The sequence below is a fragment of the Campylobacter concisus genome, from assembly GCF_002913045.1.
GTDB lineage: Bacteria > Campylobacterota > Campylobacteria > Campylobacterales > Campylobacteraceae > Campylobacter_A > Campylobacter_A concisus_AP.
In genome coordinates this window covers 66,639-81,898 of the sequence record NZ_PPAF01000041.1, presented here as the reverse complement: position 1 = coordinate 81,898, position 15,260 = coordinate 66,639, and the positions used below count along the sequence as shown (strand labels likewise).

The 15,260-nt window shown below is 37.3% G+C and carries 16 protein-coding genes; 9 read left to right on the top strand and 7 right to left on the bottom strand.

Going from position 1 to position 15,260, the window contains the following annotated elements; translation table 11 throughout:
- Window positions 1–99: 99 nt before the first annotated feature.
- The 6 genes from CYP43_RS08700 to CYP43_RS08675 are packed head-to-tail and all read right to left on the bottom strand — an operon-like array spanning window position 100 to window position 5,905.
- Window positions 100–1,173, bottom strand: coding sequence for an epoxyqueuosine reductase QueH (locus tag CYP43_RS08700; RefSeq protein ID WP_103583292.1), 1,074 nt, complete (start codon window positions 1,171–1,173; stop codon window positions 100–102).
- Between the two features lie 28 nt (window positions 1,174–1,201).
- Window positions 1,202–1,993 carry an ATP-binding cassette domain-containing protein gene (locus CYP43_RS08695; RefSeq protein WP_180998677.1) on the bottom strand — a complete coding sequence of 264 codons (792 nt, stop codon included), beginning with the start codon at window positions 1,991–1,993 and terminating at the stop codon, window positions 1,202–1,204.
- Complete coding sequence (locus CYP43_RS08690; protein ID WP_103583291.1) at window positions 1,957–2,628, bottom strand: ATP-binding cassette domain-containing protein; 672 nt, start codon at window positions 2,626–2,628, stop codon at window positions 1,957–1,959. Before CYP43_RS08690 ends, CYP43_RS08695 begins: the two co-directional genes overlap by 37 nt.
- Complete coding sequence (locus tag CYP43_RS08685; protein ID WP_103583290.1) at window positions 2,625–3,425, bottom strand: ABC transporter permease; 801 nt, start codon at window positions 3,423–3,425, stop codon at window positions 2,625–2,627. The genes CYP43_RS08690 and CYP43_RS08685 overlap by 4 nt, the downstream gene beginning before the upstream one ends.
- Window positions 3,422–4,360: an ABC transporter permease gene (locus CYP43_RS08680; RefSeq protein ID WP_103583289.1), complete on the bottom strand. Its 939-nt coding sequence runs from the start codon at window positions 4,358–4,360 to the stop codon at window positions 3,422–3,424. The genes CYP43_RS08685 and CYP43_RS08680 overlap by 4 nt, the downstream gene beginning before the upstream one ends.
- A gap of 12 nt (window positions 4,361–4,372) precedes the next feature.
- Entirely contained in the window at window positions 4,373–5,905 is a 1,533-nt protein-coding gene (locus tag CYP43_RS08675; protein ID WP_103583288.1) for an ABC transporter substrate-binding protein, read from the bottom strand.
- 172 nt (window positions 5,906–6,077) lie between these two features.
- Between CYP43_RS08675 and CYP43_RS08670 the strand changes: the two genes are divergently transcribed.
- The gene (locus tag CYP43_RS08670) at window positions 6,078–9,386 is read left to right on the top strand and encodes a DUF748 domain-containing protein (protein WP_103583287.1); all 3,309 of its coding nucleotides are present in this window, start codon (window positions 6,078–6,080) and stop codon (window positions 9,384–9,386) included.
- On the opposite strand, the gene CYP43_RS08665 is transcribed toward CYP43_RS08670, so the two are convergent.
- Window positions 9,383–9,787, bottom strand: a complete 405-nt coding sequence (locus tag CYP43_RS08665; RefSeq protein WP_103583286.1) for a hypothetical protein — start codon at window positions 9,785–9,787, stop codon at window positions 9,383–9,385. The two genes, CYP43_RS08670 and CYP43_RS08665, sit on opposite strands and share 4 nt — an antisense overlap.
- Window positions 9,788–9,901: 114 nt before the next feature.
- Here CYP43_RS08665 and CYP43_RS08660 point away from each other — a divergent pair, with 114 nt between their 5' ends.
- The 8 genes from CYP43_RS08660 to CYP43_RS08625 all read left to right on the top strand — a co-directional run bounded on the left by CYP43_RS08660 (window position 9,902) and on the right by CYP43_RS08625 (window position 15,207).
- Window positions 9,902–10,105, top strand: coding sequence for a tautomerase family protein (locus CYP43_RS08660; RefSeq protein ID WP_021090801.1), 204 nt, complete (start codon window positions 9,902–9,904; stop codon window positions 10,103–10,105).
- Entirely contained in the window at window positions 10,102–10,599 is a 498-nt protein-coding gene (gene bcp, locus CYP43_RS08655) for a thioredoxin-dependent thiol peroxidase (RefSeq protein ID WP_103583285.1), read from the top strand. Before CYP43_RS08660 ends, bcp begins: the two co-directional genes overlap by 4 nt.
- A gap of 9 nt (window positions 10,600–10,608) precedes the next feature.
- Complete coding sequence (locus CYP43_RS08650; RefSeq protein ID WP_103583284.1) at window positions 10,609–11,250, top strand: thiol:disulfide interchange protein DsbA/DsbL; 642 nt, start codon at window positions 10,609–10,611, stop codon at window positions 11,248–11,250.
- A 105-nt stretch (window positions 11,251–11,355) separates the two neighbouring features.
- Entirely contained in the window at window positions 11,356–12,270 is a 915-nt protein-coding gene (locus tag CYP43_RS08645; RefSeq protein WP_103583283.1) for a branched-chain amino acid transaminase, read from the top strand.
- Window positions 12,271–12,286: 16 nt separating this feature from the next.
- The gene (locus CYP43_RS08640; RefSeq protein ID WP_103583282.1) at window positions 12,287–13,399 is read left to right on the top strand and encodes a prohibitin family protein; all 1,113 of its coding nucleotides are present in this window, start codon (window positions 12,287–12,289) and stop codon (window positions 13,397–13,399) included.
- A 2-nt stretch (window positions 13,400–13,401) separates the two neighbouring features.
- Entirely contained in the window at window positions 13,402–14,136 is a 735-nt protein-coding gene (gene hisIE, locus CYP43_RS08635; RefSeq protein WP_103583281.1) for a bifunctional phosphoribosyl-AMP cyclohydrolase/phosphoribosyl-ATP diphosphatase HisIE, read from the top strand.
- A complete protein-coding gene (locus CYP43_RS08630) occupies window positions 14,126–14,656 on the top strand; it encodes a DUF2393 family protein (RefSeq protein WP_103583280.1) in 531 nt (176 codons plus the stop codon). Before hisIE ends, CYP43_RS08630 begins: the two co-directional genes overlap by 11 nt.
- Entirely contained in the window at window positions 14,656–15,207 is a 552-nt protein-coding gene (locus CYP43_RS08625) for a DUF2393 family protein (RefSeq protein ID WP_103583279.1), read from the top strand. Before CYP43_RS08630 ends, CYP43_RS08625 begins: the two co-directional genes overlap by 1 nt.
- Window positions 15,208–15,260: the final 53 nt, after the last annotated feature.

The window sequence follows — 15,260 nt, the reverse complement described above, 5'->3', positions numbered from 1 at the left end:
AGAAAAAAATTATTAGCCTCTTTTAAAAATCTCTAAATTTCGCCTTATGTGGCAAAAATTTAATTCACTGCTTTAAGATAAATTTTATAAACTTACCTTTTAATCTAAAACCAAAATTTCTTCGCTATCGTTGTAAAAAACAGCCTTTGCGTAAATTTCGTAGCTGCCCTTTTTGACCTCGTCTAAGATGATAATAGGATTTTGCGAAAACTCCCCGCTCATATCACGGCGAAATTTTAGCTCATCATCAAGCTCAAGTGGCCTTTTACAAAGCTCATCTACGCTTTTAAATTCGCTATTTGTAAATTTATTAAAGAGATCAATACTCATAAATATCGCACCCTCCTTTAGCTCATCGTCCATCTCGCAGTCACGCTCCACATTTAGCTTTAAGCTCTCTCTTTTAAAGCCAGAGTAGAGCACAAAGTAGCTCGGTGTCACACGACCTTCAAATTTAACACTAGCACGCAAAAGCCTATAGTTTAAAAATCGCCTTCTAAAAAGGTGAAATTTCTCCCCCTTTGCCTCGCACTCGCGCACCTTTTTATAAAGCTCAAGCCTAGCTTCAATACTACCATAAAGCGCCCTTGCGTGTAGCTCGCTCATTAGCTCACTTTGAGGCAAATTTTGCGAGTCGCGCTGTTTTTTTAGCGCAAAGACGCAGCCGCAATAATTTTGGTGATAGAGCTTGTCTTTTTTAGCGAGGATAAACTGCTCGCTTGTGCCGCCATTTTTTCTATAATCAACCGCAACAGCCTCCAAATTTGAGCCAGCCACTGCCTCATCAAGCGCCTTTTTAAGCTGAGTAAAGTCCTTTTTTGGGCTCATTAAAAGCGTCGTTGTGATCTTACTAAGTCCTAGCTCAAGCGCCTTTTTAGCCGAGTCTTTCATGCGAAAATCAAAGCAGTACTCGCACCTTTTACCCTTTTCTGGCTCATCTTCAAGCCCCTTTGTGCCACCAAGCCACGCCTCATAGTCGTATTCGCCGCATATTAGCTCGATGCCTAGCTTCTCGCAGCTTCGCTTCACGTCCTCAAAACGCAGTAAAAATTCGCTATATGGATGTATGTTTGGATCATAAAAATAGCCGACTATTCGTTCATTTGGGAAGTCTTTTCGTAAGCGCCCTAAAAAGTAGTGGCTATCGACCGAGCAGCAGATGTGAACTAGCAAAATTTAACCTTTTTTTGCTCGCATTATATCAAAGATTATTTTTATAAATTTTTGCAGCATCAAGGTATTTTTTAAGGACATTTTGGCTTGCAAGATCTTCAAATTTACCCCACGCCACCTGCTTGCCAGCCTCGATTATTAGCACCTTTTGTGCTATCTTCATCGCGCTTAAAATATCGTGCGTGATAAAAATAATGCTGATCTTTTCATCTAAGCTTAAAAGCAAATTTATGATCTTTTGCTTCGTCTCGTTATCAAGCCCACTTGTTATCTCGTCACAGATTAAGATTTTTGGTTTTGAAAGAAGAGCTAACAATATCCCAACCCTTGTCGCCTCGCCGCCACTTAGCTGAGATGGATATTTTTCTAAAATTTTATCTTTTAAATTTAAATTCACTAGAAGCTCTTTAAGCTCATTTTCGCTGAAGTTAAGCTTAAGATACGACCTCACGTGGGCGATCGCGGTTTTTACTTTTAGCGCTGGATTTAGGGCTTGTTTTTGGTTTTGCAAGATATATCTGATATCTTTTTTGAGCTCATTTTTGTCCGTGATCTCCTCATCGTTTATATAAATTTTGCCCCCACTTTTTGGCTCACTAAATGATATGAGCTTTGCAAGCGTGCTTTTGCCACTGCCACTTTGACCTAAAATGGCTAAATTTTCGCCATCATCAAGCTCGCAACTTATCCCCTCCAAAAGGTGCAAAACTTCAGCTCTAGCGTTAAAATGCTCCTTAAAGCTTAAACTTTTTGAGACGTTTTCAAGCCTGATTTTCACACATTTTACTTTAAATTTAGCTGCCCATCTCTCATCTGCCAAATCTCATCACTAAGATAGTTCGTTAGCGCCTCATCATGCGAGATAAAGATGACGCTCATCTTGCCTTTTAGGCTCTCTAAGATGCCCGCCACGTGGCTAGCGCTAATGCTATCAAGCCCGCTTGTTATCTCGTCGCATACTAAAATTTTTGGCTTCAAACAAAGCGCCAAAGCGATCTGCACGTGGCTCGCCTCGCCTCCACTTAGCTCGTATGAGTATTTGTGCCAGATGAGATTTGCATTACCCAGCCCAAACTCCCTAAAATAAGCAAATGCAAGCTCTTTATTTGATTTATTATCGCCACCAAGATAGGCGTTAAAGTGATCGCCCACGTTTAAGAGTGGATGAAGGCTGGCAACTGAGTTTTGAAAGATGAGCGCAGCGACCTTTTTTCGGTGCTCTTTTAGCTCATTTTGGTTAAGTTTTAAGATATCTTTTTTAAAAATGCTAAATTTATCCGCCCTCACTCTAAAATCATCATCAAAAAGCCTTATTAAACTCTTTGTAAAGAGCGATTTGCCACTGCCACTTGCGCCAGTGATACCTATAAATTTACCCTCACTCATGGCAAAATCAAGCTCACGCAAAAGCTTCTTATCCTTATAAAAAACGTTTAAATTTTTAATCTCTATCATATTTTTATATTGCCATTTTTTGAATTTGACGTGATGATCGAGGTTGCTAGGATGAGCAAAAAGAGCGTCACACCAGGGAAAAGCACCATCCACCAAGAGCCCAGAAAAAGTGCCTCTTTACTCTCATTTAGCATGATGCCAAGGCTTATTTTATTTGCGTCACTACCCACACCAAAAAAGCCTAGCGTAGCCTCCATGACAACCGCATTTATCGCGTTTATGCCAAAGATGCTAATTATTAAATGCTTTAAATTTGGCAAAATTTCAAAGCAGATCAGGCTAAATTTGCTAGCCCCATTTATCATGGCTTGCTCGGCGTAGTCGCACTTTTTATTAAGTCTAAAATTTTGCATAAAAACTTTTGCACCCTGCATAAACGAGCAAATGGCGATGATAAAAGAGGTGATAAGTATATCTCCATTACTAAATGAGCTAAAAAGCATAATAAAAACGATATTTGGGATGCTTAAAAATGCATCAAGCCCCTTATCAAAAAGGCTCTCGAAAACCCTGCTCTTACTCGTGCCAAAATAGGCATATATGAGCGAAAAAAGTGTCGTTAAAAAGCCAGCAAGAAGCAAGATAAGAAGCGAGTTTTTAAGCGCGTAGGCCACTCTTATGAGATTATCCCTACCAAGGATGTCAGTGCCAAAGATATGCTCGCTACTTGGGGCTAAATTTACCGCCATAAAGTCAGTAAAATTTGGCTCAAATTTAGAAAAAAATGGCGCCACAAAGGCAAATGTGACAAGTGCCAAAAAGACAAAACAGGCTAAGAAAAATATGACTTTTCTCATAAATTTCTCTTATCTGCCAAGATGGCAAAAATTTTTGCTAGCAAATTTGCAAAAACGACAAAAACAGCCGTTAGTAAAATGGTCGCAAGTGCGACTGGATAGTCTTTGGCGATGACTGCATCAAGACTAAGTTTGCCTATGCCCGGAAATGAAAAAATGCTCTCAATGACATACGAGCCAGCAAAAACGCCAGCCACAAGGGTTGCGAAATAATAGACTATATCGGTGCTTGCGTGCTTTATGGCAAAGAGATAAATTTTGCCGCGCCCCAAACCTCTAGCGTGAGCTGTCTGGATAAAATCAGCGTTTAAGCTTTGATTTAGCCTGTCTCTTACAAATTTCACATTTGCGCCAAGGTGTGGCAAGATGATGGCAAGCGTTGGCAAGATGATAAATTTTGCTCCTACTCCGCTAGATCCTAGCTCATTTGCACCTGAACTTGGTAGCAAATTTAGATAGACGCTAAAGATAGCTATCAGCACGAGTGCTACGTAAAAATGTGGTAGTGATGCCAGCAAAAAGGAGCTAAAGTTTATAAAAATATCGGCAAATTTATTCTTATAAATGGCACTTAAAAGCCCTAATAAAAAGGACAAAAGAGTTATCAAAAAAAACGAAGCAAAAAATAAAATAAGCGAGTTTAAAAGCCGCTCTTTAATGAGCAGTGACACGCTTGCCCCGCTTACAAAACTGGTACCAAAATCCCCTGCGACAAAGTGAGCTAGCCACCTAAAATACTGCACGAAAAAGCTATCTTTTAGCCCTAAATTTCTTAAAATTTGCTCTTTTATGGCTAAATTTATCGCCTCGCTCCTTGAAAACATCGCGTCAGTGACGTTTCCTGGCAAAAAATATATGAGCAAAAATAGAAAAAATGAGATGAAAAACAGCAATCCAAGGCTTGAGATCGCTGTTTTTAAAATGGTTCTAAACAAAGTTTTTATCCGCTATTTTACTTGCCACTCTCTTATGTTCCATAAAAATCCAGCTCCATGGTGACCCAAAATTTGCGTCTTGATGCCTGAAATTTTCTTGTTAAAGACGAGTGGATAGTCAAGATAGGCTATGAAAATGTAAGGTGGATTTTCAAAAAGCGCTTTTAGAAATTCTTTGTAGTATTTTTTTCTAAGCTCCACATCCTTTGTATATCTTGCATTTTTTAGGGCAATATCAACGTTTGCATCTTTGTAGTGGTTAAAATTCCAGCCATTTTCATTTATGCTCACATCAGCAAGTCCACCAAAAATTCTATACGTGTGAAAATCTGGGTCAAACGGACTTCCCCAGCCGATGATAAAGCTATCAACCTCGCTTATACTAAAGGCTGTTCTTGGCTTTGCGTAGGCTTTGGCTCTCACGCCAAATTTATTTAGCTCACTGCTTAAAATTTTGGCTAGATTGACCCTTAAGATGTCGTTATTAAAGGCGTAGATATCAAAGCCAAGCTCCTTGCCGTCTTTCTCGAAAAAGCCAGCCTTGTTTTTCTTAAAGCCACTCTTTTCAAGTAGCTCTTTGGCCTTTTGCGGATCGTAGCTAAATTTAAACTCACCGTCATTTGCAAAGCTTTTTTCTATCGGATTGTTCGCCACACTTGCATATCCGTGAAATAAATTTTTAACTATCTCATCTTTATTTACCGCGTAGTTTAGGGCGATTCTTACATTTTTATCTTGAAAAAGAGGATCTTCAAAGTTAAACATCAAAGCTCTATAGTCCGCACTTTTAAACTTAAGCAAGCTTAGTTTTTTATCATCTTTTATGAAATTTACACCAGTTGGAGAGATGAGTGCGACGTCGATCTCACCACTTTTAAGCCCAACGAGCCTTAAATTTTCATCACCAACAATTTTAAAAAATACCCTTTTTATCTTTGGCTCACCCTTGTAAAATTTCTCGTTTGCCGCGAATTCCAAGCTCTCATCTTTTTTCCATTTTACTAGCTTATATGCGCCAGTTCCTATCGGAGCCTCGTTAAATTTATCGGTTGAGATATCTTTGCCTTTTAAAATGTGCTCAGGCAAAACACCAAAACTAAGTGCGTCAAGAAATGGCGGAAACGGCTCATTAAGCGTAATCTTTACTTTATAATCCCCTAAAATTTCAACGCTTTTTACGACTTCATAATTTGAGATAGCAGGCGCATTTAGCTTCTTATCTTGAGCCGCTTCGATAGTAAATTTAACGTCCTTTGCGCTAAATTTTACCCCATCATGCCAAAAGGCATCATCTCTTAGCTCGAAAATATACTCCAGCCCGTCATCGCTCACCTGCCAAGACTTCGCAAGCTCTGGCACGACGTTGCTATTTTCATCGTGGCTCGTAAGGCCCGAAAAAACGAGTGAAAGCGTAGGATCGTGATCCTCGTCGTAAAGTGGATTTATACGAGGTGTTTGCTCTTCGATAGCGACTACAACGGCATTTTCATTTGCATGAGAAAAAATGCCAAATAACAAAAAAAAGACAAGCAAAATTTTCTTCATCACAATCCCCTTTGTTTAAAAATATTTCTGCATAGTAATACGAATCGTATAAAAGTATTATTAAGCTAAATGTAAATTTATAGTATAGAAGTTTTAAATTTCTAACTATCTTTTAACCTTTTTTGAAGTAAAATCTCTCCCTATTTTAGATAATAACAAGGTAAATTTTACAATGAATAAAAATAAAAAAACAGCACTTATTTCAGCCATCTGCGTAGTTTCACTTTTAGTTATTTATACTCTTCTTGGATTTTTTGGAGTACCTTATGGCATTAAAAATATTGCTCCAAAATATCTAAAAGACTACAACGCAACGCTTTTTGTGGAAAGTGCTAAATTTAATCCATTTACCTTCGAGCTAAATGCCACAAATACCGAGCTAAATACTACTTCACCACTTTTTAGCACAAAGCAAATCGACATCAAGCTAAAGCCATTTTCTATCTTTAAAAAATTAGTTGAAGTTGATATTTTTAGGCTTCAAGAGCCAAATGTCAAAATTTTACGAGATAAAAATTCAAAATTTAACTTTAGTAATTTTATAAGCAACGATAACGCAACTACCGAAGATAACAGTACTAGTTCTATAAATTTTGCCCTAAATAACGCAAAAATCATCAAAGGTTCATTTTCATATAGCGATCAAAACCTCACAAATCCATTTAACGTAAGCTTTGATGATATAAACTACGAGCTAAGCTCGCTAAATACGAAGAAAAATAGTGCAGGCAGCCATATTTTTGACTCAAACTCGACTCTAGCTCACAAGATCGATCTAAATGGCGATATCAAGCTAAATCCACTAAAGATAGAGGGCAACGTCAGCATAAAGGATTTTAGTATCGATCCAGTGGCGATTAGCTTTATCGATAACGACACACTAAATCTTAAAAATGCGGTCATAAATTTAGGAATAAATTACGCTTTAATTGCCGATGAAAACGCTACAAATATAAATTTAAAGGATAGCTTTTTAAATATAAAATCACTAAGCATAGATGAGGGTAAAAACGAACTAAGTCTTGGTGAGTTAGAGCTTCCAAAATTTGATCTATCAAGCAAAATAGCAGACAAGATAGATGCTAAATTAGAGTTAAATGCCATAAATTTAAGCGATGTATCATTTAAGAATGCAATAACAGCAAGCTTAAAATCGCTAAATTTAAACGATATTTCGCTTTTAGCAAATTTAAATGAAAAAAGTGAGCTAAATGCGACAGCTGCACTAAATAGCATAAATGCAAATACCCTAAAAATAGACGAAGCCAGTAAAAATTTAGTAAATCTAAAAGATATAAATGCCTCAAATTTAAATGCAAATTTAGCAAATAACAAAACAGCTCTCACGCTTGAAAAAATAGCGTTTGATGATATCAATGCCCCACTTAGTAAAAATGCGAATGCAAATGTGGCAGGGACTAAAATCTCAAACATTAGCTTCGCTCAAGATATCAATAAAAGCCTTGCGACTATTGATGAGCTTAGTATAAATGGCATAAATTTAAAGGCAAAAAATAAAGAAATTTTAGATATCGCTGATGTGCTTACAAAAACGATCAAATTTGACATTTTAAATATGGCTTTGAGTGCCGAGAATATCGATGTAAATAGACCAAAATTTAACTCGGAGTTAAATGATAGCGGCTTAAGCGCGATAAACCAGCTTAGGCTTGGCGATAAAGAGCCGGCAAAAACAGCCAATCATCGCAATAAAACCAAAAAAGAGAATACATCAGCTTCAAAAAGCAAAGAGAGTGAGTTTAAATTTGACATAAAAAATATCAATGTAAATAACGCCAATATCGCTTTGACACACCTTTTTGAAGGCGAGAAGATCGCTCATAAATTTGATAATTTATTTGTAAAAATAGCAAATTTAAGTAGCGATTTTAGTAAGCCATTTGACGCAAAAGTGGATATGAAAAGCTCGCAAAAGCTAAATTTAGACCTAACCTCAAAGATCAAACTTGAACCACTTGATATAACTGCTAAAATCAAACTTGAAGATAAAAATTTGCCAAAATATTTTGCCTACGCAAAGCCATTTTTAGAGGCAGATCTTTCAAGTGGAGAGATGAGTGCAAACGCCGAGCTTCACTATGCAAAAGATATAAAAGCAGATGCAAAACTTAGTGTAAAAGATATTAGATTAGATGATAAAAATAAAGAAAAGCTAATCGCGTTTAAAAGTTTAGATGTAGATAAAATTTCACTTTTTAAAGATAATCTTGAAATTACTGGAGTTGCTTTAAATTCACCATTTATCAAGGCTCATCTAAGCAAAGAGCGTGAATTTAATCTAAGCAAAATCGTAAAAGAAGATAAAAGCAAAGCCCAAAGTGAGCAAAAAACTGAGAGCAAAAAGGCAGCTATTAAAAAAGATGACGAGCTAAATTTTAGTATCAAAAATTTCTCACTTAACAACGGCGAGGTTGATTTTTCAGATGCGTCACTATTTATGCCATTTGCTACAAAAATTTCAAATCTAAACGGCAAGCTAACTGACATCGATAAAAAACGTCCAAGTTCGGGTGAGTTTAAAGGCGTAGTTGGCAAAAATGGCTTCTCTCAGATTACAGCAAAACTATTTCCTTTTGAGTTAAAGCAAAATACCGATATTAAGCTTGATTTTAAAGATATCGATCTAATCGACATAACGCCATATAGTGGGCAATTTTTGGGCTATAAAATAAAAAAAGGTAAGTTAAATTTAAATCTAAATTATAGCGTTGTTGATTCAAAACTAAACGGCTCAAATCTTATAAATTTTGACACACTCACACTTGGAGAAAAGGTTGATTCAAAAGATGCTGTAAATTTACCACTTTCGCTTGCTATATCGATATTAAGCGATCAAAATAATCAAATAAACATCGACCTGCCAGTTGAGGGAAATTTAGACGATCCTGACTTTAAATATGGCGGTGTCATTTGGGCCGCTGTTAAAAAGCTCTTTGCAGACATTACATTAGCTCCGTTTAGATTTTTAGGTAATGCTCTAGGGCTTGGTAGCAAGGATCTAAGCTCTATCGATTTTCTTGCTGGAAGTAGCGAGCTAATAAGCTCAGAAGCACCAAAAATAGCTGATTTTATAAAATTAACTACTGCAAAGCCTATGATGAAACTTAGCATCACGCCTACTTACTCCGAAATAGATGTGCTCTACTTTAAAGAAAAAAAGCTTGATCAAAAGATAAATCAAATAATTGCCTCAGGCGGCAAAGATTATATTACCGTGCTAAATTCTCTCGTTCCAAACGCTAAAGATAAAAGCGATAAGGCCTTAAGAGAAGAGGCAATAAAAACCATCGAAGTGGATAAAGAAAAGCTAGTTGAACTTGCAAATGAGCGTGCAAATGCGGTAAAAGAAGCGCTCATAAAGGCTGGGCTTGAGACTGGCCGCATAAATGTAAATGATGCAACAAGCTCAGAGCCTAAGCAAAACACCTACACAAGCGTGCTTATGGGAGTGGCAAACTAAATTTCATTTATCTCGCTGCTTCTTGCGTTGTAAACAAACCAGCTAAGAAGCATAAGCATCATGAATGCGCCAAAAACTAGGCTTGCGTAAAAATATAAGCTAAAGCCTTCGCCTAGTAAATTTGCATTGTGAAGAGCGATCATAACACCAGCAAGTGAAATTAAATAGCCAATTAGCTTAATGATAAAAATTTTTGGATTTACAAGGATGAGTAAAAGCCCGCAAAGCATGACACTAAGGGCTATTTGTAAATTTAAAATGTCAGCTTGAGCACTTGAGCCAAATGTCAAAAAACCAAGCAAAAATATGACTAAAAACATCAAAACAGCATAAACTATCCTGTTTCGTCCAAAGCTATACATAAAACAAACAAAGCCTTTGTTATGTTTGTTGTAGTCCATTTTTCGCTCCTAGTAACAAGTTTTTGTATTTTAATGCCAAATTCTTAAATAAAGGCTTTAATCTGAAATTTCACTCATTTTGGCTAATATTTTACATCTTAAAAAGGAGCAACAATGCCTTATGTTAATATCAAAATAGCAGGCCCAGAGCCGACAAAAGAGCAAAAAGATCAAGTTTTTAAAGAAGTAACCGAAACACTTGTAAGAGTGCTTGGCAAGAAAAAAGAGGCGGTTATGATTTTTATAGAAACTCACGATGCTAGCAATATCGGTGTAGGCGGCGAGAGCGTAGAAGATAAGAGAAAGGGGATAAAATGAGCGAATTTAGTAAAGTAGATATTGAACGAAAAATAACACTTGAAGTTGGTGACAAGGCGCCAGAGTTTGAAGCACTAAATCAAGATGGCGTAAAGGTCGCACTAAAGGACTTTATAGGCAAAAATGTAGTGCTTTACTTCTACCCAAAGGACAACACTCCAGGCTGCACAACTGAAGCTTGCGAATTTAGCGCAAACTACGATCAGTTTATCAAAAATGACACCGTTATCATAGGCGTTAGCCCAGATAGCGTGAAGTCGCATGTGGGCTTTATCGCAAAGCAAAATTTAAAGCACATTCTCTTAAGCGATGAGGATAAAGAAATTTCAAAGCTTTATGGCGTTTGGCAGGTCAAGAAAAACTATGGCAAAGAGTATCTTGGCATCGTTAGAAGCACCTTTGTGATCGGCAAAGACGGCAAGATAGTTAAAATTTATAAAAGCGTAAAAGCCAAAGATCACGCCGCAAAAGTACTAGCTGATCTAGCAAAATAAGGAGCAAAGATGAAGCTTATAAAAATGCTAATTTTAAGTGCGTTTTTTGCGCTAAATTTATCAGCACTAACTGAAGGCGTGGAGTATCAAACTCTAGCAAAGCCGCTTAATGTGCCTAAAAACTCGGTCGTTAAGGTCTTTAGCTATGACTGCCCGCACTGCTATAAATTTGACCGGACTATTACAAAAAAGCTGATGTCAAAGCTTGAAGATGTGAAATTTATCCCATATCATCTAGGCACAAAAGGCAAACTTGGCGAGACCGCAAGTAAAATTTTTGCCGCTCTTATATCGATAGATGAGGCAAATGGCACTGATCTACTAAGCGATGAGTCAAAATTTAAGCAAGCAAAATTTGCGATCTATAAAGCAAGACATGATGAAAAAGATGATTTTGATGATGGCAAAGACAAAGAGAGATTTATAAATTTAGCCCTTAAAGCAGCTCACGTGAGCAAGGACGACTACGAAAAAGCACTAAATAGCGACCGAGCAAAAGAGCTTTTAGACGCATGGTTCGCCTCTTATGATGTTGCAAGTATCAGCGGTGTGCCAGCTTTTGTAGTAAGCGGCAAATACTTAATAAATTTAAGTGCAGCTTCATCAATCGATGAGATGGCAAAGATCGTACAAGAGCTTTTAGATAAGTAGTTTTTAGCGGGCAATATCTGCAAATTTTGGTCTTAGAAATGTAAATTTAAAGCAATTTTAGATAAACTCAGACCAAAATTTCTAAGAAAAAAGAAAGGTTTAACAATGAATGCTTCAGAATTTATCTGGATGGATGGAAAATTAGTTAAATGGGACGATGCAAAAGTACACGTTCTAACTCACTCTTTGCACTACGCTAATGCCGTATTTGAGGGCACAAGAGCTTATAAAACAAAAAAAGGTCTAGCTATTTTTAGACTCCAAGATCACACAAAAAGGCTTTTAAGATCAGCAAAAATGACTGTTTTAAATGTACCTTACACTGAGGAAGAGCTTGAAAAAGCGCAGATCGAACTACTTCGCGCAAATAAATATAACAGCAATGTCTACATCCGCCCACTTATATTTTTAGGATACGGCGTAATGGGCGTAGCTCACACAAAAGCACCAGTGCAAACTGCTATCGCTTCATGGGAGTGGGGTGCTTATCTTGGCGATGAAGGCCTAGAAAAAGGCATTAGAGTTAAAATTTCAAGCTTTGCCAAACTCGCACCTGCTGCTCAAATGAACAGAGCAAAAGCTAGCTCAAACTACCTAAGCTCACAAATGGCAAACTACGAGGCAAAAGAGGCTGGATACGACGAGGCGCTACTTCTTGATAGTGAAGGCTTTGTGGCTGAGGGTCCAGGCGAGTGCTTCTTTATCGTTGAAAATGGTGTTTTAATCACTCCACCAAACGACAACAGCCTACTTAGCATCACTCAAGATACAGTCATAAGACTTGCTCACGATCTTGACATCGAAGTAAGAAGAGAGCGCATCACAAGAGATCAGGCTTACACAGCTGACGAGGCGTTTTTCACTGGCACTGCGGCCGAAGTAACACCGATAAATAGCATAGATAACCGCATCATCGGCAACGGCGCTAGAGGCGAAGTGACAAAGAGACTACAAAAAGCTTACTTTGACGTAGTTTATGGTCTAAACAAAAAATACGAATCATTTTTAACATATATTTAAGATTTAAAGGAACGAAATGCCCGCTGATTTAAATGATTATTTCAACAAAAAAAAGCCAGGTAATGACAACAGGGGCTCAGGTCAAAATAGCGACAAAGAGCCACCTTTTAAAAAGGATTTTAAAATGCCAAATATACCAAGTGGCTTTGGTAAATTTGGTGCACTAGCCTACATCATAATCGCCATTATCGCGATCCTTGCTATCACTCAGCCATTTAAAGTGATACACTCAGGCGAGGTCGGCATCAAAGCCACAGCGGGTAAATATGAGCCAAATCCTCTGCAACCAGGATTTCACTTCTTTTTGCCATTTATCCAAGACATCATAGTAGTTGATACTAGAGTTAGGATCATCAACTACACTTCAGGCGAGGATATGGGCGAGAGCTTACAAAAGTCTTATCAAGGAGCTGGAATTTTACGCAAAAACTCTATCTCAGTTTTGGACGCTAGAAATTTACCAGTTAGCATCGATATTACCGTGCAATACCGTCTAAATCCAGAAAACGCACCACAAACTATCGCCTCTTGGGGTCTTAGCTGGGAGAGCAAGATAGTTGATCCTGTCGTTCGTGACGTAGTTCGCAGTATCGCTGGTAAATACACAGCAGAAGAGCTTCCAACAAAGAGAAACGACCTAGCAAGACAAATCGATGATGGCATAAGAAAAGACATCGACTCTCAGCCAAATAAGCCAGTTGAGCTTTTAACAGTCCAGCTTCGTGAAATTATCTTGCCTTCAAAGGTAAAAGAGCAGATCGAGCGTGTTCAGATCGCAAAACAAGAGGCTGAGAGAACAAAATACGAAGTAGAAAGAGCAAATCAAGAAGCCTTAAAACAAGCCGCACTTGCTGAAGGTACAGCTAAAGCTGCGATCATTGAAGCAAAAGGTAAGGCTGATGCCATTAAAATCGAGGCTGACGCAACTGCGTATGCAAACAAAGAGGTCGCAAAAAGTGTCGATCAAAATCTACTAAATTTAAAGCAGATCGAGACGCAAAACAAATTTAACGAGGCTCTAAAAGAAAACAAGGATGCTAAAATTTTCTTAACACCTGGCGGAGCTGTGCCAAATATCTGGCTAGACGCAAAAGATAAAGCAAGAGCTAGCTCAGTAAGCGAGAGATAAAAATGAATAGCGTAACAAAAAGTATAGACTGGCAAAAAGTTGGCGGATTGCTTCCAGTAGTGGTTTGCGATCATGCCACAAATGAAGTTTTAATGCTTGCTTACATGAACGAAGAAGCATTAAATTTAAGTCTATCTAGCCGTTACGCTCACTACTTTTCACGCACCAAAAATAGAATTTGGAAAAAAGGTGAAGAAAGTGGCAATACTCAGGAGATAAAAGCTGCTTTTTTAGACTGCGACAACGATACTTTGCTTTTAAAAGTGGTTCAAAATGGAAGCGCTGCTTGTCACACTGGAGCAAGGTCGTGCTTTTTTAATGAGATAAATTTGCATGACGGCAAAATTTTAGATACAAAAGTTGAAGTCAAAAAAATAAATTATGGTGTGTTTGATGAGCTTTACCATGTGATAGAAGATAGAAAGCTAAATGCTAACCCTGAGACTTCATATGTGGCAAGTCTTTTTAAAAAAGGCGAAAATCAAATTTTAAAGAAAGTTGGCGAAGAGGCTGGCGAATTTATAATGGCCGCAAAGGATCTTAGTTTCGCAGAAAACTCAAAGCAAGATGAGCAAAAAGCAAAAGATGACCTAATCTACGAAGCAGCTGATCTTTGCTTTCATGCACTTGTAACACTTTCGGCCCATAATATCCATCCAGATGCTGTAAAAAACGAACTTGCAAGGCGTTTTGGCATGAGCGGCATTGAAGAGAAAAGATCGCGAGATGTTAAATAGCATTAAGCACAACTTACTTTTTGTATTGCAAAATGCAAAGCTCATTGACTTTCTAGCCTATGGCTGGATATTTTTAGCTTTTATACTAATCGTACTTTTAGGAATTTTTATCGCCATAAAATCATGGTGGCAGATAGGATTTTTATTTATTTTGGCTGGTTTTTTCGGACTTTTTGTAGGTAATTACTACGCGAACAAATATATAAATAAAAATTTAAGGCCAGTTAGCATAAGCAAAATAACCACCAAACAGCTTCAATATGTCGATGCACTAATGGTTGATTTTAATATTACAAATAATTCAAATAATGTACTTAGTATCTGCAAAATCGAGCTTGACTTCTATCTAAGCTCAAGACAAAATACGAAAGATTTTTTTAACTCACTTAATCCATTTGCTAGAAAAAGAATCATCTTAAACGAGGAATTTTTACCAAAGCAAAGCATTGAGGTTAAAGAATTTGTCAATGATTTCGCATTTATAGACTACAATATCTCTAAAAAAGTGGAGTGTTTTTGATGAGCTCAGCATATTTTACGATCGTTCATATTATCGTTCTTTTTGCGATTGCTCTGCTTTCCATTTTATTTCTTGTTCTCTCACTTAGGGCTGAGCGAAAGTTATTTTTATCACTATTTTTTACAAACATTCTAGTCTCAACCACACTTGCTGTTTTTTTAATGCTAGTGCTTGATAAATATACAAAAAAAGGTATGCTCGAAAATGTAAAAAGTGAGCGAATTTTGCGAAATGAGAGTATTGTTTTTAAGGGGCAAGTGAGAAATATCGGTAAATTTACAATTAGCAACTGCACACTGACAGTCAAACTAATCAATCAACCGCTAAATAAAAATGACCTTGGCGGTGAAGCATTTTTTAAACCAAGTGGGCTTTCATTTTTCTCATGGATTCTTGGCACAGATAAGGACGAGAGGCCAAATACAGTTGAATATAAATTTGATGTAGCCAAAAATTTACCAAAGCAAAAAAGCACACCATTTACCGTATATATGCCATATCCGCCTTACTTTAAAAACGGCATGAATATCACAAAACTAAATTGCTACTAAGTCAAATTTAAAGCAAATTTTCACAAATTTCATAGGATAAAATGCTAAGTCTT